This window comes from Alkalihalobacillus sp. FSL W8-0930, assembly GCA_037965595.1.
Classification (GTDB): Bacteria; Bacillota; Bacilli; order Bacillales; family Bacillaceae_D; genus Alkalicoccobacillus.
This window is the reverse complement of sequence record CP150183.1, coordinates 2,732,603-2,755,764: the sequence shown is the minus strand read 5'-3', so window position 1 is coordinate 2,755,764 and position 23,162 is coordinate 2,732,603. Positions and strand designations below refer to the sequence as shown.

Annotated in this window: 22 protein-coding genes; 20 read left to right on the top strand and 2 right to left on the bottom strand. The window is 40.6% G+C overall.

The genetic code is table 11. The features are described from left to right. The first annotated feature begins 83 nt into the window (after positions 1-83). Complete coding sequence (locus NSQ54_14605) at positions 84-2,297, top strand: diguanylate cyclase (protein WYP25541.1); 2,214 nt, start codon at positions 84-86, stop codon at positions 2,295-2,297. 345 nt (positions 2,298-2,642) lie between these two features. Here NSQ54_14605 and NSQ54_14600 read toward each other — a convergent pair whose 3' ends face one another. Next, on the bottom strand, positions 2,643-3,125 hold the full coding sequence (locus tag NSQ54_14600; protein WYP25540.1) for a GAF domain-containing protein: 483 nt from the start codon (positions 3,123-3,125) through the stop codon (positions 2,643-2,645). A 188-nt stretch (positions 3,126-3,313) separates the two neighbouring features. Here NSQ54_14600 and refZ point away from each other — a divergent pair, with 188 nt between their 5' ends. The 7 genes from refZ (at position 3,314) to rbsB (ending at position 9,743) form a co-directional block, all read left to right on the top strand. Continuing rightward, on the top strand, positions 3,314-3,970 hold the full coding sequence (refZ, locus tag NSQ54_14595) for a forespore capture DNA-binding protein RefZ (protein ID WYP25539.1): 657 nt from the start codon (positions 3,314-3,316) through the stop codon (positions 3,968-3,970). 139 nt (positions 3,971-4,109) lie between these two features. Continuing rightward, a complete protein-coding gene (locus tag NSQ54_14590) occupies positions 4,110-5,090 on the top strand; it encodes a LacI family DNA-binding transcriptional regulator (GenBank protein ID WYP25538.1) in 981 nt (326 codons plus the stop codon). 1 nt (position 5,091) lies between these two features. Continuing rightward, a complete protein-coding gene (gene rbsK, locus NSQ54_14585) occupies positions 5,092-5,970 on the top strand; it encodes a ribokinase (protein ID WYP25537.1) in 879 nt (292 codons plus the stop codon). After that, positions 5,967-6,356: a D-ribose pyranase gene (rbsD, locus tag NSQ54_14580; GenBank protein ID WYP25536.1), complete on the top strand. Its 390-nt coding sequence runs from the start codon at positions 5,967-5,969 to the stop codon at positions 6,354-6,356. Before rbsK ends, rbsD begins: the two co-directional genes overlap by 4 nt. A 15-nt stretch (positions 6,357-6,371) precedes the next feature. After that, positions 6,372-7,871 carry a sugar ABC transporter ATP-binding protein gene (locus tag NSQ54_14575; GenBank protein ID WYP25535.1) on the top strand — a complete coding sequence of 500 codons (1,500 nt, stop codon included), beginning with the start codon at positions 6,372-6,374 and terminating at the stop codon, positions 7,869-7,871. Beyond that, a complete protein-coding gene (rbsC, locus tag NSQ54_14570) occupies positions 7,858-8,802 on the top strand; it encodes a ribose ABC transporter permease (protein ID WYP25534.1) in 945 nt (314 codons plus the stop codon). The genes NSQ54_14575 and rbsC overlap by 14 nt, the downstream gene beginning before the upstream one ends. 14 nt (positions 8,803-8,816) lie before the next feature. Then, positions 8,817-9,743: a ribose ABC transporter substrate-binding protein RbsB gene (gene rbsB / locus NSQ54_14565; protein WYP25533.1), complete on the top strand. Its 927-nt coding sequence runs from the start codon at positions 8,817-8,819 to the stop codon at positions 9,741-9,743. Between the two features lie 52 nt (positions 9,744-9,795). Here the strand turns inward: rbsB and hisJ are convergent, their stop codons facing one another. Next, the gene (hisJ, locus tag NSQ54_14560; protein ID WYP25532.1) at positions 9,796-10,608 is read right to left on the bottom strand and encodes a histidinol-phosphatase HisJ; all 813 of its coding nucleotides are present in this window, start codon (positions 10,606-10,608) and stop codon (positions 9,796-9,798) included. Between the two features lie 255 nt (positions 10,609-10,863). Here hisJ and ezrA point away from each other — a divergent pair, with 255 nt between their 5' ends. The 12 genes from ezrA to NSQ54_14500 all read left to right on the top strand — a co-directional run bounded on the left by ezrA (position 10,864) and on the right by NSQ54_14500 (position 22,959). Then, complete coding sequence (ezrA, locus tag NSQ54_14555) at positions 10,864-12,552, top strand: septation ring formation regulator EzrA (protein ID WYP25531.1); 1,689 nt, start codon at positions 10,864-10,866, stop codon at positions 12,550-12,552. A gap of 113 nt (positions 12,553-12,665) precedes the next feature. After that, entirely contained in the window at positions 12,666-13,817 is a 1,152-nt protein-coding gene (locus tag NSQ54_14550; protein ID WYP25530.1) for a cysteine desulfurase family protein, read from the top strand. Further along, a complete protein-coding gene (gene thiI, locus NSQ54_14545; GenBank protein WYP25529.1) occupies positions 13,814-15,019 on the top strand; it encodes a tRNA uracil 4-sulfurtransferase ThiI in 1,206 nt (401 codons plus the stop codon). The genes NSQ54_14550 and thiI overlap by 4 nt, the downstream gene beginning before the upstream one ends. An 82-nt stretch (positions 15,020-15,101) precedes the next feature. Beyond that, positions 15,102-15,305: an alpha/beta-type small acid-soluble spore protein gene (locus NSQ54_14540; GenBank protein ID WYP25528.1), complete on the top strand. Its 204-nt coding sequence runs from the start codon at positions 15,102-15,104 to the stop codon at positions 15,303-15,305. A gap of 131 nt (positions 15,306-15,436) precedes the next feature. Continuing rightward, a complete protein-coding gene (locus tag NSQ54_14535) occupies positions 15,437-17,038 on the top strand; it encodes an amidohydrolase (protein WYP25527.1) in 1,602 nt (533 codons plus the stop codon). A 57-nt stretch (positions 17,039-17,095) separates the two neighbouring features. After that, positions 17,096-18,079 (top strand): signal peptide peptidase SppA, encoded by a 984-nt coding sequence (gene sppA, locus NSQ54_14530; GenBank protein ID WYP25526.1) that lies wholly within the window; start codon positions 17,096-17,098, stop codon positions 18,077-18,079. A gap of 15 nt (positions 18,080-18,094) precedes the next feature. Further along, the gene (locus NSQ54_14525) at positions 18,095-18,694 is read left to right on the top strand and encodes an RDD family protein (protein ID WYP25525.1); all 600 of its coding nucleotides are present in this window, start codon (positions 18,095-18,097) and stop codon (positions 18,692-18,694) included. A 77-nt stretch (positions 18,695-18,771) separates the two neighbouring features. Then, entirely contained in the window at positions 18,772-19,401 is a 630-nt protein-coding gene (locus NSQ54_14520; GenBank protein WYP25524.1) for a DUF2953 domain-containing protein, read from the top strand. A 26-nt stretch (positions 19,402-19,427) separates the two neighbouring features. Beyond that, positions 19,428-19,853 (top strand): GerW family sporulation protein, encoded by a 426-nt coding sequence (gene ytfJ / locus NSQ54_14515; GenBank protein ID WYP25523.1) that lies wholly within the window; start codon positions 19,428-19,430, stop codon positions 19,851-19,853. A gap of 82 nt (positions 19,854-19,935) precedes the next feature. Then, entirely contained in the window at positions 19,936-20,436 is a 501-nt protein-coding gene (gene tpx / locus NSQ54_14510) for a thiol peroxidase (protein WYP25522.1), read from the top strand. Positions 20,437-20,543: 107 nt separating this feature from the next. Beyond that, entirely contained in the window at positions 20,544-21,524 is a 981-nt protein-coding gene (locus tag NSQ54_14505) for a class I SAM-dependent methyltransferase (GenBank protein ID WYP25521.1), read from the top strand. Positions 21,525-21,768: 244 nt separating this feature from the next. Then, positions 21,769-22,959: an acetate kinase gene (locus tag NSQ54_14500; GenBank protein ID WYP25520.1), complete on the top strand. Its 1,191-nt coding sequence runs from the start codon at positions 21,769-21,771 to the stop codon at positions 22,957-22,959. Positions 22,960-23,162 lie beyond the last annotated feature (203 nt).

Here is a 23,162-nt window from a genome sequence, read left to right as displayed (position 1 = left end):
TTATATCGGTCTTAAGTAAGGTATTTGTATACATAGATTCATAAAAAACGGGACATTAGTCTTGGTCTATGGTGGTGATAACAATGAACGAGTTAAATGTTTACTTTCAATCTAATGAGTTTACACCTTTATGGGACAAATTAGTTCCTATAGAGGGGGAGCAACTGATTGAGGGAGAATCATGTATCTATATGATTTGGACAGATTCGGGACTCGTTTCTGCCAAACAAATAGGATCTTCGAGTGATGAGCTTAATCGCGCGTTTCTTTCCTATTGTAATCAAGATTCAGACGTGGGTGGCGAGGAGTACATCTATATCGAATCTAATCGGTCGTTTCAGGTAGCTGACCATCCTCCTATTAAATTTGGAGTAATGAGTCGAGAGGAACTATGTAAGAGAGACAAGCTGGGTCTTCTTCTGCAGCGTATTGAACAGAAGCTACTTGCAAGTAATTGTACATTTCATGCAGAGTTCTTGCTGAGTGCGGCGAACTATGAGATTACGTTTCGAGCGTTAATCAATGCATTGTTTAACGAACAAGGTAAGAGCTTGCTCCCCTTTGAATGTACACTATTTGAGTGGACGGAAGATCAGTTAAAACACGCAAGAGGTGAAAACGCTTTTTCTTTTGAGGTTTTGAGGGAGGCCAAGCAAACCATCCAAAACCAGTTGTTAGCAAAAGGACATGCAACTTGTATGATGGTGGACTCAGATGACCATTGTCGTTATATGGTGCTTCCGATTATTTTCGAGGGGCAGTGTGCCGGCTGTTTGATCTCTGAGATACCAAAGCTTCGCCAAGAGTGGGTCGCTACTTTTCAGAATATGGCCCTGTGGCTGCAACCACTTTTAGAAAAAGGTTATCAAGCGGAACACAATGAAAGGGAAGCGAAAAAGAAAGATTTGCTTTTAGAGGTAACAAAGAAAGTCCACTCAACCATGGATATAAGTGAAGTGCTTGCAAAGATTGTGTATGCAATTAAGCAGACCTATCCTACATTTGACGTCTATTTAATGCTTTCTCACGAGTGGGAGGTTCAAGAAGAGCTACCGATTAAACCATTCATCTACGGATCAGAAGGTATGCATTTAAAAGCTGAGCAGGCCTATCTTACTGGAGCGAATCAGGTAGAACGAAACCATACCCAACAGATTCTTGACTTGTATATGCCATTACGTGGCAAACAAGGAATTTATGGCGTGCTAGAAATTCATGCCACCTCATTGGTGCCTTTACCTGAGACAGAGATCTCTTTTATTGAGATTTTGGCTGATACAGGTGGAAATGCGTTGGAAAATGCAGAGCTTTATCAACAATCCAGAGATCTTATACATGATTTAAAACTAATTAATCGTGCAACTCACCAAATTAATAGTACGTTAAATTTAAATGATTTAACGGAGAATATGACACACCAGATTAAAGATGCTTTTGGCGCAGAGGAAGTCGGGTTTCTTTTGTTTGATCGAACAGAACAATCTGTGATTCACCAAAGTGGAACGCCTTATCTACAATCGAATCAACATGAATTGGATCTTCATTCAATTATAGAGCAGTTAGTACAAAAAAAAGACCCTATTTATATTGGAGATACTGGGTTACACCAAGATATCAAGAGCGGGCCATTTTCATCATTGCTTGCGATTCCGATGGTACATAAGGATGCTTTACACGGTGCTGTATTTGCATTTCATCAGGAATCTTATCACTTTACCTTTGAGAGTTTTAAATTACTTCAATCGTTAGTACATCATTCAACATTAGCTTTTACGAACACGCTTTTACATGAGGAACTAGAGAAGCTGGTCATTACGGACCATTTAACAAATCTGCACTCTAGAAATTATTTAGAAGAATCGATGGAGGAATCTCTTTTAGAACATGAGAAGGGAACATTTTTACTCATTGATATTGATGACTTTAAGCAAATTAATGACTCATTTGGACACCAAATCGGAGATGAAATCTTAAAGCAGGTGGCAAGTATCATTCAAGCAAATATCCGCGAAACAGACGTTGCTGCAAGGTGGGGTGGGGAGGAATTGGCGATATATCTACCTAAAGTGGATCTTCGTGTCGGAACAGAGATTGCCAAACGAATTGTTAAAGCAGTCGCCCTTCAAACAAGTCCTGCGGTTACCATATCCTGTGGAGTCTCTCATTGGGATAAGAGCAAGTCACTCTCTCGTTCATCGGAGTGTCTCTTCAAATCAGCCGACACTGGTCTGTACAAAGCAAAAGATGAAGGAAAAAACCGAGTGATGATCGAACTGCCTCGAGTAGCAGAAGGTTAGAATATAAAATAACAGAGCCCGAAAAAATAATTAAATATGCAAAAAGGGGCTCAGACAAAACTATAAATCAATTAGAAAATGGCGAATGATTCGATCGTAGAATCATTCGCCATTCATGTTTTTCGTATTTTAGTAAGACGAGCGGAAGGAGAACCCGAGACTCCTACGGAACAGAACGCGATGAAGACACTGTAGCGGCGCCCTTTCCGCGAAAGGGGCTGAGGCCGTTCTTGTGGGTGCGAGGGATTCTTCTGTAGCGGATTATTAGCTATATTCGTGTTTTACCCGCTACATTCAAGTAATGTCGCGCCGTCTTTTTTTAGACTAACTTACCATTCCTAATCATTACAGATGCTTCACAAGAATTTCCGCAAACTGCTTCAAATACTTCTCGTCTTCCTCGTTAAAGCGTTCCAGGCTAGGGCTGTCGATATCTAATACCCCAATTGTTTTTCCATCTTTAATAAGAGGAATAACAATTTCTGAACGGGACGCTGCGTCACATGCAATATGGCCAGGGAATTGGTGTACATCCGCTACACGAATGGTCTCTTGCTTCGCTGCGGCAGTCCCACAAACACCTTTACCAAATTCAATATGAACACATGCAGGCATTCCCTGGAATGGTCCAAGAATTAACGATTGTTCTTCCTTTGTTAGGTAGAATCCGACCCAGTTCACATCATTTAAAAACTGATTTAAAAGGGCACTAGCGTTTGCTAGGTTTGCCACCTGGTCTGTCTCTCCCTCGAGTAAAGCATCTAGTTGTTTATTTAATAACGTGTACGCTTTTTCTTGATTATCAGAATAAGTAGAGGATTGGAACATGAGATTCACTCGCTTTCATTACGTATTAATCGACTATAGTTTACATGATGCACGTGAATTCAGCAAAAAAATAGATTTCAATAAGGAATTTGTCAGACGATTTATTCGTTGAGTTTGTTTGAGGGTGCAGGGGAATGGGGATAGAAAGCGAAAAGGTACATAACCACTTAACTAAACGGAGGGATCATATGAGTGAAGTAACCAAGGTAAAGATTTTAACGTCCGCTACTGCATTGTTTCAAAGGCAAGGCTATCATGGCACTTCAGTCAGAGATATTGCACAAGACGCGTCTGTTAATATTGCTTTGGTTTCTTATTATTTTGGCGGGAAGAAAGGGTTATTTGAAACGCTGCTCATTCAATTTTATGAAGGGTATATAAAAGAATTAGATCGAGAGAGTTTATATAATGAACGTGAATCCGCATATGATCGTTTACTTACCTTTGTTCGCTCGTTGATTAACTATCAGCGTTCACAGCATCAACTTGCCCGAATGGTCCACCGTGAGATGTCTGTTGATTCAACGCTCGTTAGGGAAGTGATGGCGACCTACCTTCAAAAAGAGAAGCATGAATTTTCACGTTTGATTAAACATGGTATGGCAGTCGGGGAGTTCCGTAGACAACCGGTTGATTTTGTCATCATTCAGTTACGAAGTATGATTACATTACCTTTTATGTCTCCACAATATTTGTGGGAGCTCTTTCAATTAAACCCTAAAGAATCCTATTTTATTGATCGATATATGGATCACTTAGAAGCGTGGATTGCATCAGGTTTAAGCACAGATCCAAGTGTTCACATTCAATCAAAACCCCATATTCGTATTAAACAAATGTATTAATTCATGAAGGCGAGCTTCCCTCTAGTAGGAACGTTCGTTTTTTTGCGTTCACCCTCATTCGACAAAAAAAGATTGACACGAAGTTGATTCAGATTTATATTATGTGTAACCGGTTACATGATGTGAGGCGAAAAAAGTCATGACAACAATAAAAGATGTAGCAAAACAGGCGAATGTCTCTGTGGCTACTGTTTCAAGAGTGTTAAATCAAAAAGGCTATGTAAGTAAAGAATCAGAAGAAGCTGTTAAAAAAGCAATTAAGACATTAAATTATCAACCGAACGCAGTGGCGAGATCGCTGTATCATAAAACGTCTGGAATTATTGGGTTGTTTGTACCTGACATTTCAAATCCGTTTTTCCCTGAACTGGCACGAGCAGTGGAGGATGCGGCTACTGCAGAAGGTTTCACCGTTGTATTATGTAACACTGATAACAAACAAGATAAAGAACAAAAATATATTCAAGTGCTCCAACAAAAATATGCTGACGGTCTCATTATTGTAACAGGGACAGAATCAGTGGAACATATTCTTTCTACAAATATTCCTGTCGTTGCTCTAGACCGTTATATTAGTGAGGATATCCCAATAGTCGTTTCCAGCAACAAACAAGGAGCGATGGATGCTACAGAGCATTTAGTCGAGCAAGGCTGTACATTTATTGCTCACCTTCGAGGTCCTGTAGGTGTTACATCAGCGGATGATCGCTATGAAGGATTCAAGGAAGTGATCGAAAAACACTCGATCGCTCATGTAGTTATTGATTCAGGCTTTGAAATTGGTCAATCGGAAATGGCTACAAGTAAGCTTCTTGATATGTACCCTTTAATTGATGGCATTTTTGCAAGCAGTGACGTGACAGCAGCTGGAGCCATGCGGGCAGCATATAAGTGTCATAAATCGATTCCAAACGATATCAAGGTCATTGGATTTGATGGAATTTCGTTAGGGCAGATGCTTACACCGTCTCTATCAACCGTGCAACAGCCTATTTACGAAATGGGCGAACGTGCAACAAAACTACTAATGACGATGATAGAAAAGAAAGAACTGCAGTCATATAGACATGAATTTAAAACAACATTAACGATTAGAGAAACCTCAGTAGGAGGAGAGTAGTATGGGGAACGTAACAATAGTTGGTAGTATCAACATGGATATGGTGACGAGTACAGCGGTTTTTCCTAAGCAAGGGGAAACGATAAAAGGTGAAAGCTTTGTTACGATGCCAGGCGGCAAAGGGGCAAACCAGGCTGTAGCGGCTGCAAGACTTGGTGCAACGGTACGAATGATCGGTCGAGTGGGGGATGACCCATTTGGCAAGATTCTATTAGATGGTTTGGCAAATGAGGGAGTTGATGTCTCAAATGTGGAACCGGTTACAGATTGTAGCTCGGGTATTGCTTCAATTATTCTCTCGGATCAAGATAATCGAATTATCATAACTCCCGGAGCGAACGACGAAGTAACAGTTGAATACATTAATCAATTTGAACAAGTGTTAGCAGATAGTGATATTGTACTAATCCAATTAGAAATTCCACTCGAAGCTGTTGAAAGAACACTTGCAATCTGTCAAAAGCATCAAACGAAGGTTATCTTAAACCCGGCACCGGCCTATCCGCTATCTGACACTGTGTTATCAATAGCCGATTACATTACGCCAAATGAGACGGAGTACGAGCTGTTATTTAAAGATTCAAATGAGTATCAGGAAAAAGTGATTATGACCGAGGGGGAAGCGGGCGTAAGCTGGCACGAAGCTGGTCAGCGGAAGCAGGTGGCTGGTCACTCTGTACAGCTTGTTGATACCACTGGAGCAGGCGATACATTTAATGGTGCCTTAGCCGCAACGCTTGCAAATGGAGAAAGCCTCGAGCAATCAATTATTTATGCGAATGCAGCAGCAGCACTTTCCGTTCAGGCTTTAGGAGCGCAAGGTGGAATGCCAACATATGAGGAAGTACATCAATATCTAGTAAAGAAGGAGTTAACATGAAAAAACACGGGATGTTAAACCGAGACATTGCAAGAGTGTTAGCTTCACTTGGTCACACAGATCAGATTGTTATTGCTGATTGTGGATTACCTGTACCTCAAGGTGTTGAATGTATCGATTTGTCGATCAAATTAGGTGTACCTAGCTTTTTGGATGTACTTACTGAGCTTTTAATGGATATGGAGGTTGAAGCCTTTATCTTAGCTGATGAAATCAAGACACAGAACTCATACATTCATCAAATTTTCTCTAGGCAAGAGATCCCAACCTACTATTTGCCTCATGAAAAATTGAAACAAGAAACATCTAAGGCAAAGGTGATTATACGCACAGGTGAGAGCACACCTTACGCAAATGTCATCCTCCGCGCAGGAGTCATTTTCTAAAAAGGGGGTTCAGATATGATTGTTCAAATGGAAGGAATTCATAAATCATTTAGTGGCAACCATGTTCTAAAAGACGTTTCATTTTCCCTTGAGAAGGGAGAAATCCATGCGTTAATGGGTGAAAACGGCGCCGGGAAATCAACATTGATGAAAATTCTCACAGGAATCTACAGCTCCAATGAAGGGTCCATTTCAGTTAAAGGAAAAGCGGTCCATTATAAACATCCAAAAGAAGCAGAGCTAGATGGAATTGCTGTTATTCATCAGGAGTTAAATATATTGCCAGAGTTAACTGTGGCTGAAAACTTGTTCCTAGGGAATGAACAAACGGTTGGACGAACAGGCTGGCTGAAAACAAAGGAAATGAATCGTTTAGCTGAAGAGAAATTAAGTGAGCTCGGCCTTCAAGTGAAAGCAACAGAGCGTGCAGGGAGACTTTCGGTCGGAAAACAACAATTAATTGAAATTGCAAAAGCTCTCATGACAAATGCCGATATTATTATTATGGATGAGCCTACGGCCGCTTTAACGGATCGCGAAATCGATACATTGTTTGAAGCTGTTCGCTCTCTGCAGAAAAAGGGTGTTACCTTTGTTTACATTTCTCATCGGATGGAAGAGATCTTCTCGCTTTGCGGACGCATTACGATTTTAAGAGATGGTCAATATGTTGGCACAAAGGTCATAGCTAACACAGATTTTGATGAGATCGTCCGAATGATGGTTGGACGTGAACTTGGTGGTAGATATCCGGATCACGATCTGAATCCTGGTGAAACGAAGCTTGAAGTGAAAGGGCTTACTCGTAGAGGCGAGTTTCATGATATTTCATTTAGTGTACGCTCAGGTGAGATTTTTGGTATTGCCGGTTTAATGGGGGCTGGAAGATCAGAGGTTGTTGAGACCATTTTTGGTTACCGGAAGGCAGACGATGGACTGATTGAACTTGACGGGCAAGCCATAAAGCTCGGAAATCCATCCGATGCGATCCAACAAGGGTTAGGGTTTGTATCTGAAGATCGTAAAACAAAAGGGTTAATTACGGATTTTTCTATCAAGGATAATCTTAACTTAGTGAATTTGAAAGCGATATCAAGTTCTGGCTGGGTTCAATCATCTAAGGAAAAACAATTGCATGATGAGCTTGTACAAAAGCTTGGTGTTCGAGCTTCGGGACCAAACCAGCTGGCCAAGTCATTAAGTGGTGGGAATCAACAAAAGGTCGTCATTGCTAAATGGCTAGGAACTGATCCGAAGGTACTAATTCTTGATGAACCAACTAGAGGTGTTGATGTTGGTGCCAAAAAAGAAATCTATCTCATTATGAATGAACTAGCAAAACTTGGTGTGGCCATTATTATGGTTTCCTCTGAACTACCAGAAATTATTGGGTTAAGTACTCGAGCGGCCGTTATGTTTGAAGGGAAGTTAATGAGTATTTTGGACCGAGATGATTTAACAGAAGAGACCATTATGCACTACGCCACAGGAGGAGACAAACATGTTCGCAAATAAACATATGAAGTCATTGGCCACCACACTCGGACCATTTATCGGTTTATTCATCATTGTGGTAATCATTAGTATTTTAAATCCAGGGTTTTTATCCTTTTCGAACCTATTAAATGTTCTTAGACAGGTTTCCATTAATGCACTCATCGCTTTTGGGATGACCTTTGTTATTCTAACTGGCGGAATTGACTTATCTGTCGGCGCCATTTTAGCCTTATCAGGTGCAGTTACAGCTTCCTTACTTGCAGCGGGTGTTGATCCTGTTCTTGCAATCGCTTTAGGTCTCATCATTGGGACAGGCCTTGGTGCGATTAACGGATTAATTATTTCTAAAGGGAAGGTTGCTCCGTTTATTGCAACACTTGCAACGATGACGATCTTCCGTGGTGCAACCTTAATGTTTACAGATGGAAAGCCAATCACCGGTTTAGGTGATTCTACGCTTTTCCAAATGATTGGTGGCGGTTACTTTTTTGGAATTCCAATGCCTGCCATTACGATGTTAGTTAGTTTTGTCATCTTATATATGGTTCTTAAGAAAACAACGTTTGGTCGACGGGTCTACGCAGTAGGAGGAAATGAAGAAGCTTCTATCCTTTCTGGTATTAAAGTAGACAGAATTAAAATTTATGTATATTCCTTAACAGGGTTTCTGGCAGCGGTTGCAGGAGTGATTCTTACGTCTCGATTAAATTCTGCTCAACCTACTGCCGGCTCCATGTACGAGCTTGATGCGATTGCTGCTGTTGTACTTGGTGGTACAAGCTTAACCGGAGGTAGAGGATGGATCGTCGGCACATTGATTGGTGCCTTGATCATAGGTGTGTTGAACAATGGGCTTAATTTATTGGGGGTTAGTTCATTCTTTCAACAAGTAGTAAAAGGTAGTGTCATTTTATTAGCGGTATTAATTGACCGCAAAAAAACAGCTTAAAGGAGAGAGTAGAGATGAAAAAATGGTTAGCGGCAACAGGACTAAGTACTGTACTACTAATGGGAGCTTGTTCAACTGAATCACCTGTTAGTGAAAGCAATGATAACGAGGGCACAGAAGGTAGCAGTGAAGACTTTACAGTTGGATTTTCAGTGTCTACATTAAATAACCCGTTCTTTGTGACATTAGAAGAAGGAGCGGAGGTTAAGGCATCTGAACTTGGTTTAGTATTAGTGACTGTTGATGCACAGGATGATAGTTCAAAGCAGATCAGTGATGTTGAGGATTTAATTCAACGTGGTGTTGACTTAATTGTTATTAATCCAACAGACTCTTCAGCTGTAACAGCTGCAATTGAAGCAGCAAATAACGCAGACATTCCGGTTATCACAGTAGACCGTGGTGCTGATGGCGGTGAGGTGGTTACACATATCGCCTCAGATAATATCGCAGGAGGAGAGCTTGCAGGTGAACTCATGGTTGAATTAGTTGGTGAAGGTGCTAAAGTGGCTGAACTTGAAGGGATCCCAGGATCTTCTGCTGCACGTGAGCGCGGGGAAGGCTTTAATAATATTGCTAATGAGTCGCTTGATGTAGTCGCGAAGCAAACGGCAAACTTTGACCGCGCAGAAGGATTAACGGTTATGGAGAACATTCTTCAAGGAAACAGCGATATCGAAGGTGTATTTGCTCACAATGATGAAATGGCATTAGGAGCACTTGAAGCCATTGAAGCTGCAGGACAAGATGATATCGTCATTATCGGTTTTGATGCGACAATTGATGCAGTAGAAGCAGTAGGCAACGACCGCATGGCTGGAACAGTTGCACAGCAGCCAACCATTATTGGATATGAAGCATTAGAAGCAGCTAATAGTGTCTTAAACGGCGAGGAAGTTGAAGACTTTATTCCTGTAGATTTAGAGCTTATCAAAAAATAACCAAGTATTAAATATGCCTCCAAAGGACCTGGATCCCTGGAGGCATTTCTTATTATGGAGTTGACAACTGAATGCCATTATACTCGCTCCAAGCAATCGATACTTCCTTTGCTTGGTGAGAATCAGATCCAAAAATCAATGGAATTTCCATAGAAGCTGCTTGCACTGCTACATCATATGGTGGATAGCTTTCTTTACATAATGGCTTACGCAAGCCGGCAAGATTATAATCAAGGGCATACCCACGTTCTTTTATCGCTAGGAGAAGTTGATCAATCTCCTTGGCAAATGACCGAGTAGGCTGCACCCTTTTTTGAAACTTATTCGCAAGAGTAATATGGCCAACGCGCTTTGGTTTATAGGGTCCTAAATCAGCTTGGACTGACTTATGTACCGTTTCGTAATACAACTGATGAGCGGCATCCACTGAACCTAGTAAATCGGCAATTTCTTGGAAAAGCTCTGGACTAAAATCCATACACATATACTGATTTTGCACCTTTAGAAAATGCACCGACAAAATACTGTCTGTGAGCATTGGTCCAACTTCATTTAATAAGGTAGTGACCTCTTTCTCGTAGCCTTCAATAAAGTCTACTTCAAGACCGACTCCAACCGTTAGTTGATCCTTATACTGTGTTCTTACAGCTTGTACTTGTTCAATGTATTGATACAGCTGACTTTTAGGCATGGCACTATCCTGAGTAGGGGCAGGATCAACAAAATTTTCAGGAAGAGGGGCATGCTCAGTAAATGTTATGCCGGATAACCCTTCCTTAATGGCTTGTTCACAATACCGATTTAACTCATCTTTCGTACCATGTGGACAAAAAGGGGTGTGAATATGTCCATCATATTTAAGCAAATTGATCTCTCCCTTTTCATTCAGATGGGCTATTTGTGTTAGACACAGGATAAACAAAACCATTCCTACAAAAGAGAACACAAATAGTTGGTTTCATGGTATCATAATACATACTTAATTGTAGAAAGAACTCGATAATCTTACGAAAAAAAGAGGATTTTGAGGATTGTTAGAGAAATTACATATATATTAACTCAGTTACCATTTTCATCACATGAATTTGTCTTACTGGAGCTAGAGAAGGGAGTCCCTCAAGTGGTTTATTTAATTCTCATTATTCTTGCAATCGCGATAATCGCCTATTTAGTAGGCATGTACATACGAAAAAATATCTACAAGGACGTTGATAAGCTGGAGGAAAAGAAGAATGGTATTTCAACCAGGCCGATTCCTGATGAAATAGCAAAGGTAAAGCAACTTCAAATGGCTGGTGAAACGGAAGAAAAATTTGAGGTGTGGAGAAGCAATTGGGATGAGATTGTCGGTCAGATCATGCCAAACATTGAAGAGACACTTTTTGATATTGAAGAGCATGCAAACAAGTATCAAATTAAAAAAGCAAAAGAGCTTGTTCAGTCTACTCATGAGCGCTTAGATACAATTGACAGTGAACTCGATATTATGATTGATGAAATTGAGCAGTTAGTTACAAGCGAACAGAAAAACCGCAACGAAATCGGTGAGTTACGGGAAACGTATACAAGACTTTCAAGCGACCTGTTGAAAAAGCGGGGATCTTTTTATGAAGCGATTCGTTTGTTAGACGAAAACATGAGTCATGTAAAAGCAGGACTTGCTTCATTTGATGAGGCGACGAAGTCAGGTAGTTACCTCCAAGCCCGACAAGAACTTCTTCAATTAAAAGAAATCTTGATTCAAGTAGAAGCACAAGCAGAGGTTTTACCAAAGATGATGGTACAAATCAGAACTACATTACCTGCTGAGATAAAGAATTTAGAGCTTGGTATTTCAGATATGAAAGAAAAGGGCTATCAGCTTGATCCACTAGCACTAGAGCCGAAGCTCGAAGATATGAAGCAGGAAGTCGAAGAGATTCAAACATTATTAAAGAATCTTGATACTGAAGCTGCAAATGAACGCATGGATATCATTCATAATCAGATTGAACAAATTTATGACACGCTTGATGAAGAAGTTCAATCAAAGAAAAAGACATTAGAACAGCTCCCTCATTTGAAGCATCAGCTTGATCGAACAAGTCAGGAACTGCACACACTTCTTAGTGAACTTGCACATGTTCAAAAGAGTTATCGATTAGCGCAAGAGGAAGTTGAATCAAAGGAACATCTTCAGAAGCAGCTTACGGAAATGACGAACCAGCTTCAAGTAATCGTTGATGTAACAGAGAATGAAAAACAAACCTTTACGTCGATTCATGAAATGGTCTTAGAGTGGGAAGAACGTTTAGATGAGTTAGCCGACTATATTAAGCAAGGCTCTGGTAAGCTTTATGAATTACGTGAAGAAGAATTAAAAGCAAAAGAAACTATTTCAAGGCTCCGCTCGGTCGTATTAGAAGGAAAACGAGTGATACGGAAGAGCAATATTCCTGGTCTGCCAGCCAGAGCACTTGAACAATTGGAAGCAGGAGACAAGAACATTCAAGAAGCTGTGGAGCTTTTAGACCAGGTTCCCCTTGAGATGAAACAAGTGACAGAAAAGGTTGAAGAGGCTATCGCTTTAATTGAAGCGAATGATGAACTCATTGCTGAAACTATTAAGTCAGCAGAGCTTGCTGAACGAGTGATTCAGTACAGCAACCGTTACCGCAATCGTAGTGACGAAACACGTCAATTGCTTGCACAAGCCGAACGGTTGTTCAGAAATTACGAATATGATGAAGCGATTGAATGTGCTGTGCGTGCGGTGGAACCCTATGAAAAAGGGGTCGTAGAGCGGGTATCAGAACATGTTTCTGCGTAGGGAAAAGCTCCTTCTATGGAAGGGGTTTTTTTACGCCTTCTAACCGCCCGTCTTTGTCAATTTCATGAGATGATGCTAGTATATACGGATGCACAAAAAGGAGTCTGAACGACATGATTTATTTAGATAACAGTGCAACAACCGCTCCAAATGAAGAGGTTCTGAATACCTATCTAACGGTGTCGAAGCAATTCTTCGGGAATGCTTCTTCCCTTCATCGATTAGGCGTTGAATCCGAGAAAGTTCTTAATCGGTCACGAGCTCTTATGGCTGAATTACTTGAAGTCGAACCGTCATCGATTTTATTTACAGCAAGTGGAACAGAGAGCAACAACTTGGCAATCAAAGGAACGCTCCAATCTTCCTTTCAAAAGGGAACACATCTTATCACAACAGCAAGCGAACATGCTTCCGTAAATGAAACCTTTAAATGGCTTGAAACGAACGGGTATCGTGTAACATATTTGCCTGTTGATGAATATGGATGCCTTTCTATAAATGAGCTTGAGCAAGCCATTACTAAGGAGACATCCCTAGTATCGATTAGTCATGTCAATAATGAAACTGGTACAATACAACCTGTGGAGGAAATGGGCGCGTTACTTGCCCGGTATCCTCATGTGCGGTTTCATGTTGATCATGTTCAAGGAGCTGGGAAGGTCTCGTTATCGATTAAAAAAGCTAAAATTGATCTTTTAACTATGTCAGCTCATAAAATTCATGGCTTAAAAGGTACAGCACTCCTTTATATAAGGCCAAACCTTCAATTAACCCCGTTACTTCATGGTGGAGATCAAGAGTTTGGTTATAGAGGTGGAACTGAACATGTAGCAGGTGCTGCGGCGATGGCTAAAGCGTATAAAATGGAGCTTGAGAGGGCGAAAAGAGAAAGACAAAAGCTTCTGAGACTTCGCAAGCGGCTTGTAGACTATGCTGCTCATTCTGATGCTCTTGTTTTAAATTCGCACCCTGAACGAGGAGCGCCACACATTGTTAATTTTTCAGCGCCAGGGTATAAACCTGAGGTCATTATTCAAGAGCTTGCTGAACAAGAGATCTATGTATCCACACAGTCAGCTTGTTCATCTAAACAACTTGAACCAAGTAGAGTGTTACTAGCAATGGGGAAATCAGAGGAAGTTGCAGGCAGCGCCATCCGCATCAGTTTATCTTATGATTCAACTGAACAAGAAATAGAAGCATTTATAACGGCAATGGATCAACTCCTGCCTAGAATTAGAAAAGTGGTGAAAGAACGAGTATGAAGTATGATCATATTTTAATACGTTACGGTGAATTAGCTTTAAAAGGGAAAAACCGGGTGGCATTTGAGAAGCAGCTCCTTTCAAATATTCGACACGTACTTAAGCCAATACAAGGCATTAAGGTTAAGCGGACATTTGGTCGAATTATTGTTGAATTAAATGAGGCAGAACCTGCGCCAATTGTTGAATTATTAAAAGATATTTTTGGGATCCATTCCTTTAGCTTAGCAATACGTGTTGATCATGTAGTAGAGGATATGCAAAAAGCCGCATTAAAAGCCGTTCAAGAATCAGAAGGAACTATTCGCACATTTAAAATTGTCACACGCCGTGCGTATAAGCCGTTCCCTGTTGACTCACAAACGTTAAATCACAAAATTGGTGGGTATGTACTCGCACATACCGAGCATTTAACAGTTGATGTGCATCATCCGGATGCGACCATTCATGTTGAGGTCAGAGAGACAGCGGCATACATTACAACCAGTTCGTTTAAAGGGGCTGGAGGATTGCCAGCAGGAACAAGTGGTAAATTATTACTTATGCTTTCGGGCGGAATTGATAGTCCGGTAGCAGGATATCTTGCAATGAAGCGTGGAGCTGACCTTGAAGCAATCCACTTTCACAGCCCACCTTATACAAGTGAACGTGCAAAACAAAAGGTCATGGATTTGGCTAAAAGGCTGAATTCCTTTGGAGGAAATATAAAGCTTCACGTTGTACCATTCACGGATGTTCAGACGCATATTCGTGATGAAGCTCCAAGCAATTTTCAAATGACGATCATGCGCCGAATGATGATGCGTATCGCCACAAAGGTAGCGGAGGACAAAGGCTTCCTAGGAATTGCAACGGGAGATAGCCTAGGCCAGGTGGCAAGTCAAACCTTGCATAGCATTCATACCATTAATGAGGTAACGAATTATCCAGTTATCCGTCCATTGATTACAATGGATAAGTTAGAGGTCATGGATTTGGCAAAGAAGATCGGCACATATGAAACATCAATCTTGCCATATGAAGATTGCTGTACAATCTTTTTACCATCCGATTCAAAAACGAAACCTTCTCGTAAGCACGCGAATAAGTTTGAGCAGTACATTAAGGTAGAGGAACATGTGACGCGCGCAGTAGAAGGAATAGAGACAATTGACTTAACGAATTTAGATGATGTTGAACAAGCAATAGAAGATCTATTTTAATTAAATAAATTTTACCAAATTTCTTTTTGTATGTTTCTGCTCTCTCGGGTCATTCTATAAGTACCGAGGGAGGTGAAACAACATGGCAGACAACAAAAGTTCAAACGATCTTTTAGTACCTGGAGTACAACAAGCTCTTGACAAAATGAAGTACGAAATCGCTTCTGAGTTTGGTGTTCAACTTGGAGCTGATACTACAGCACGTGCTAACGGCTCTGTAGGTGGAGAGATCACTAAACGTCTAGTACAAGCGGCTGAAAAGCAACTTGGTGGCGGCAGCTATTAATTTCATACGTTTTGGATTCGGGGGGAAGCATTGAGCTTCCCCTCTTTCGTTGTGTACAAAAATATTGCCGAATGGAAATGTTTCTGTCACGATAGTTAATGTAGGCAACATTTCACGAAGGGAAGATTAAGATGGGGACTCTTTGGCAGAACGGAACGTTTTTTACGCTTGCTGAGCAAGATGCGACAGTGGAAGCGGTTTATGTTGTAGATGGAAGAATTGCAGCGATGGGATCAAAAGAACAGTTACTTGAACAATTTAAAGAGAGTATCACAGAAATCAAGGATGTAGCGGGAGGCTTTGTGTATCCAGGATTTGTTGACAGTCATCTACATATGATTGGTCACGGAGAAAAACTATTACGGCTTGATTTATCACAAGCCACATCGTCTCATGAAATGGAAAGCTGGCTTATCAAAAAAGCACAGGAAAATATAGAAGAAAAATGGGTCATTGCGGAAGGTTGGAATGAATATAATTTTCCAGACCAAAAAATATTTACAAGATACGAATTAGATAACATTAGTCCAAACAAACCTTTATATGCATCTAGAGTATGTCGTCACGCAGCCTTAGTTAATTCAGAAGCCTTGATGCTCGCTGGCATTACAAAAGAAACACCAGATCCTCCAGGTGGAGTGATTGAGCGTGATGCTCAAGGGGAACCGACTGGATACTTAATGGATACAGCAGTTGATTTAATTAAAGAGGTAATGCCTCCTGTAGATCGTCAGTATGTCTATCAAGCCTTAAAGCTTTCGGTTCAGGACTTGCTTACTCACGGAATAACTGGTGGTCATACAGAGGATATGAATTATTATAATGGATTTTCTGAAACCTTAGATGTGTTTCAATCGTTAATACATAAGGAAGGGTTTCGCTTCAGGACCAATTTCCTCATTCATCATGAGCAAATCGATGCAATGAAAAAAAGTGGATATGGACCAGGTAAGCTCACCGATTATCTTGAAATTGGATCCATGAAAATTTTTGCGGATGGGGCGTTAGGGGGAAGAACAGCAAGACTCTCAGAACCATATTCAGATGATCCTGAAAATTATGGTGTCTTTATGCACACCGAAGATGAGTTTAAAGCACTTGTTCAAAAAGCGAGAGAACACCACATGCCAGTAGCTGTGCATGTGATTGGAGACGCGGCCCTCGAACAAGCAATTAATGCACTAGAGGAATACCCACCAGTTGAAGGGCGTGACCGTTTGATTCATTTACAGGTCGCTCGTCCTGAACTCATTGAGCGGATTAAACCGCTTGAAGCCATTCTCGACCTGCAGCCTCGTTTTGTTGCCACAGATTTTCCGTGGGTAGAAGATCGGTTAGGTCAAAAGCGCCTGGCTTCGTCGTTCGCCTGGAAAACGTTATTAGACGCGGGATTACATTGTGCTGGTGGATCAGATGCACCTATTGAACCGCCTGGTCCATTGCTTGGGATGCATGCAGCTCTAACTCGTCGTCACCCTGATGAAGACGTGCATGATGGATATTTGCCTGCACAGAAATTAAGCCGATTTGAAGCAGTACAATTGTTTACTACTGGAAGCGCATATGCAATTGGAATGGAAGAAAGAAGAGGCAAAATCGCATTAGGCTTTGACGCGGACTTTACCGTGCTATCTCATAATTTGTTTACGTGTGACATTGAAGAGTATTTATCAGCGGATGTATTAATGACCATCGTTGATAACACGGTCATGTATGAAAAAGAAGCACGGTAAACTGGTTTTTTATGGTATAGTGATAGGTGGTTTAAAATGCTTTAAAGGAGTGGAATTATGAACTGGAAACGTTGGACAGCTTTGGCGGTCGTAGCAGGTTTACTAATCATCTCAACCATTACAAATCTTGCTGTCGGCTTTGCAAGCTTAGACCTGGAGGAATACACTGGCTCTGAATTTGGAGAGGAAGTAATCCAACCAGGAACGAGTGGTAAGATTGTTGTTTTAACTCTCGACGGAGTCATTCAAGATCTTGGGACTCAATCTATTTTTGACACAGGAATGTATGATCATCAGGCATTTCTAACTCAACTTGAAAATGCTAGTCTCGATCAAGAAGTAGACGGTATTATCATTCGAGTGAATACACCGGGTGGTGGGGTGCTTGAAAGTGCCGAAATTTACGAAAAGATTTTAGAAGCTCAAGATGAATACGAGAAGACCGTGTACATATCAATGGGAGGGATGGCAGCCTCAGGTGGATATTATATTGCAGCTCCAGCTGACAAAGTTGTTGCCAATCCGAACACAATCACAGGCTCTATTGGGGTAATCATGGAATCGATTAACTTTGCAGAGCTGGCAGAAAACTATGGCGTTAAATTTAATACGATAAAAAGTGGTCCATATAAAGATATTATGTCTCCGTATAAAGAAATGACAGATGAAGAACGTGAGATCCTTCAAGCATTTGTTGATGAGTCCTATGATGAATTTGTTCGAATCATCGCTGAAGGGCGCGGCATGGATGAAGAAACGGTTCGTAACATTGGAGATGGTCGAATCTATAGTGGGAAACAAGCACTAGAGAACGGTTTAGTTGATGAACTTGGTAGCCTTGACGATACAATTGAGTTATTAAGTGAAGATCTAGGTGGCGGAACGTACCAAGTTGTGAGTTATAATTACTCAATGGGTCTTTATAATTTCCTTGGATTAACGGCTCACAAAATGTTTGGTCAGGATCCAGAGATTACCATGCTACAAAAACTAATCTCTGAAAACCGTGCGCCAACTTTAAAATATTTATACGCTGAATAGGAAGGGGAGTTTCTTATGATGAATCAACATGCGTCAACTCCTCTTGCTCGCTCAAGGAGGGCTCGCTTAAAGAAGAGTCAGGAACCCATTCAAACAACGGATGAGCTACACGTACAGGAAGAGGATAATCTTCAACCGATAGGAAACGAGCCAACAGCTATGCAACAAGAAGTAGCAGCTGTTCAGTATGCTGGATTTTGGGTGAGGTTCTGGGCATTTCTGCTTGATCAGGTTGTGCTTTCTTCTTTGAATAGTATTTTCATTCTCTCGTGGTTTACATTTTTGGGAGAAGGTGTCCAAACAATTGGACCATTTGCTACATTAACGTTTGTGTACGCAATCACCTTCTTCATCTACTATGCAATCATGACAAAGTTCATAGGCAAAACCGTCGGGAAAATGGTTCTTGGCATCAAGGTTGTCTCAGACAATGGGCAGCCATTAAGCTGGAAGCAAATGATCTTTCGAGAAGGAATCGGTCGATTGTTTTATCATCTTCAAATTTTCACATTCCCGGTTTTCATGATTCTTTATCTGTTTGTTGCGTTTGTTCCAACGAAACGAGGGCTTCATGATCTTGTAGCAGATACAAGTGTGATACATGATAAGAAATAATGAACATAACCTGTCCATCATGGGCAGGTTATTTTTGGTTAAGTGGGACACAATAAGAGCCTGAAAGGAGCGAAACAATGATCTGGATTAGTATTTTTTTACTCACCACTGCTCTTATTGTCTGGTTATGCTTCTTAAAAATCAATGTAAGTTTAAACTACTCCTTTATTGATCAAAAGCAGACGCTACAATGCACATTCACTGTCCTTACCCTTCGAATATACACATATGAGTTACCCGATACCCAAAAAACAGCCAGTGTTGTTAAAACAGAACCTGAACAAACTGATAGCGAAGAAACAACCAAGAAAAAAACACTTAGCCTCGTTAATTTGTTCATGGTTTTTCAGAAGATCAAGGAATGGGAAGGGTATCTCCTTAGTTTCCATTCTCTTATTCGCACAAGGTTCAAACATATTTATATACATAAACTAAAATGGCAAACAGAGTGTGGAGTGGGGGATGCCATGGTGACCGCACAAACAGTTGGCTACTTGTGGACGATTAAATCAATGCTTGTAGGCCTCTTAAACCTATACGTGACCTTCCCACGCCTACCTGAACTTCAGATCGCCCCTTTGTATAAGACGCCTGGAACGCACACTCAGTTACAGTGCATGTTTTCCTTTCGGATCGGACATGCTATTCGAGCAGGACTATCGGTATTATGGCATTGGAAAAAACGTCCGATGGCCGAGTCACATTAAATGAAACAATTAAAGGAGGATACATCATGTCAGATCACCCAATACAAGGTCTAATGAAAACAGCCATGGAAAACCTAAAAGAAATGGTTGATGTGAATACAATTGTAGGTGACCCTGTTGAAACACCTGATGGTAGCGTCATTATGCCAGTTTCTAAAGTAGGATTCGGGTTTGCAGCAGGCGGAAGCGAATTTATCATTGAGCATAAAGGTCAACAATCACCAGAACATACGCATCCCTTTGGTGGAGGAAGTGGAGGCGGTGTATCGATTACACCAATTGCTTTTTTAGTTGTTGGTAAATCAGGAATTAAAATGATTCATTTAGACAGTCAAACGCATCTATATGAAAGACTTCTTGATCTAGCTCCACAGGTCGCTGAAAAAATCCAGAGCATGCTCCGTTCTTCTTCTCATGAAAAAGGAAGAGATACTGAACATCCACCGATCTAACTTGTCCGAATGCCTTGCTAGTCCGTTCACTCTTAAAGTATGATATAGATTAAAGCAACACAATCTAAGGAGGACACGAGACATGGCAACTATTACATTTAAAGAAAATCCAATGACGATTCTAGGAACTGAAGTTCAAGTAGGACAAAAAGCTCCTGATTTCTCAGTTCTAGCAAACGACCTTTCTGAATACCGTCTTGCAGACGCTAAGGAAAGTGTAAAACTAATTAGTGTGATTCCTTCCATTGATACAGGTGTATGCGACGCGCAAACACGTCGTTTTAATGAAGAAGCAGGTACAATTGATAATGTAGAGGTTTTAACAATCAGTGTAGACCTACCATTTGCTCAAAAGCGTTGGTGTGCAGCATCAGGACTTGAGCATGTACAAACTCTTTCTGACCATAAGGACCTATCATTTGGTCAAGCGTACGGTTTAGTAATGGAGGAGTTACGTTTACTTGCACGTGCGGTGTTTGTCATTGATACAAATGGTACGCTCGTTCATGTTGAGTATGTGTCTGAGGCAACAAATCATCCTGATTACGAAAAGGCAATTGCTGCTGCAAGAGAAGCTAAGTAAGTTTACGTGATCCCGCTGAGGCCTCAGCGGGATTTCGTTGTGTACTGGCGCAATCTCCTGTACAATAACGAACAGTGTCACAAACCGTAATAAGGAGTTGTACAAGTTTGGCTACTTTAACATTTGATGAATTGTACCGTTGTATAGATGAAGGAGCAATGCGAATTGAGAAACAAACAGATGTAACGTATCTCGAAGCCATTGCTAAAGTAGGAGAAGTTATTTTTCAAGGACGAACTGGACAAGCAAATGAAACAGATGAAGAGCTTTTGCGCATACTAAGTCAGATAGATAGTGAATCACTTGAGGGTGAGACTGTGCGGAAAGTTTTCCAAATGTGCGTGTTAAAGGGGATGAAAGGGGCTGTGCAGCCGCATCATTCGATGACTCCGGATGCAGTCAGTCTATTTGCTTCATACTTAATCAATAAAGTCACCTCAAAACAAACGTCTCCTATACGTTTATTAGATTTAGCTGTAGGGACCGGTAATTTACTAACAACGATTCTAAATCATTCTCCACTAAAAATGGAGGCAAGTGGATTTGAAGCAGATGAAACACTCCTTCAAATTGCCTACATGAATGCGAATCTTCAAAAGCACCAAGTAGATCTATTCCATCAGGATAGTTTGCAAGTGGCATTATCGCCGGGTGAGCTCGTCGTTACTGATTTGCCAATTGGCTATTATCCTAAGGATGAAGTCGCTTCTACGTATGAATTAAAGGCGGAAGAAGGACATGCGTTTATTCACCATTTAATGATTGAGCAAGGCATTCGCTCACTTCATCCTGGTGGATATGCCCTGTATCTTGTACCAAACTTTTTGTTTGAAAGTGATCAAGCAGAGTCGTTGCACGCTTATTTAAAAGAACACACAACGATCCTTGCCTTGCTACAATTGCCTAAGACGATGTTTAATGAAAAACAACATGGAAAAAGCTTCTTACTTGTGCAAAAGAAAGGCGAGAAAACGATTGTCCCTAGACATGCGCTTCTAGCTGAACTTCCTTCATTTGATAAAAAAGAAGCACTGGCTGATATGATGAAACAAATTAATAAATGGTTTGAAGAGGAATTAAAGCTGTAATACAACACAGAATACGTAGACCGGATGTATTGAAAAATGAAGCGCTTTAAAGACGTTTAAAAGGGGATAATTAGCAATTACTAGAACAGATTTCATCCTGAGTTGACGTATTCAGAATTCACTGACTTTCCTTTAAAATCGCTTGTAACACTTGAATTACAAGGATTTCGGTGCTTAAATATGATAAGAAGGACAACCTTATGATAAAGAGATGGGTGTCTATAAAAAGGAGTGGGCTTTTTTAATGTCTAAAATTATTGCAATTAATGCTGGAAGTTCATCTTTGAAATTTCAGTTGCTTACCATGCCTGAAGAAGAAGTCTTAACAATTGGTTTAGTAGAACGAATTGGTCTAGAAAACGGAGTATTCCAAATCTCTGTTAATGGAGAAAAGGACGAAACAATTACAGATATTCCAAACCACGAAGTAGCTGTTAAGCTTTTGCTTGAGAAATTAACAGGCCTTGGAATTATTAAATCTCTCGACGAAATTAATGCAATTGGACACCGTGTTGTACATGGTGGAGAGTTGTTTAATGATTCTGTACTCATTACAGATGAAGTATTAAAAGGAATTGAAACCGTTTCGGAGCTTGCGCCGCTTCATAACCCAGCTAATATTGTAGGAATTAAAGCGTTTAAAGAAATTCTTCCAAATGTTCCTGCTGTAGCCGTTTTTGATACAGCATTCCATCAATCAATGCCTGAAGAATCATTTTTATACAGCCTTCCGTATGAATACTACAAAGAATTTGGTATTCGTAAATATGGCTTCCACGGTACTTCTCACAAGTATGTATCTGAACGCGCTGCAGAGCTACTAGATCGTCCAATTGAACAGCTACGCATTCTTTCGTGCCACCTTGGAAACGGAGCAAGTATTGCTGCAATTGAAGGTGGAAAATCAATCGATACATCAATGGGCTTTACACCACTTGCTGGTGTAACAATGGGAACTCGTTCTGGTAACTTAGATCCAGCACTCATTCCATTCATTATGGAGAAAACGGGCCAAACGGCAGTTGAAGTTCTTGATACGCTTAACAAGAGAAGTGGTCTACTTGGATTAACTGGATTCTCAAGTGATCTTCGTGATATCCAAGAGAAGGCAGATGCAGGGGATGAGCGTGCAGAAACAGCTCTTAACGTGTTTACTTCACGTATCCATAAATACATCGGTTCGTATGCAGCTCGTATGAGTGGTGTTGATGCTATCGTCTTTACTGCAGGTATCGGTGAAAATAGTATAACCATCCGTGAGCGTGTATTACGTGGACTTGAATTCATGGGTGTATACTTTGATCCATCTCTTAACGAAGTTCGTGGAAAAGAAGCGTTTATCAACTTCCCGCACTCACCAGTTAAAGTGATCATTATTCCAACAAATGAAGAAGTCATGATCGCTCGTGATACAGTAAGACTAGCAAGTGTATAAGCTATCTTATAAGGTGCTATCCTCTTTTTAAAAGGGGATGGCATCTTTTTGTTTATTCTTCAGAACAAAAAGTGGGTTTGTGGCATAGGAATAAGGAGTCAACTATGGTTAAAAAAATAATTAAGAAATATGCAGTTTCCTCTTGCCAAAACAGCAAAGGCTTGTTAAAGTTATGTATATTAATAAGAAAAGATGATTGCTTA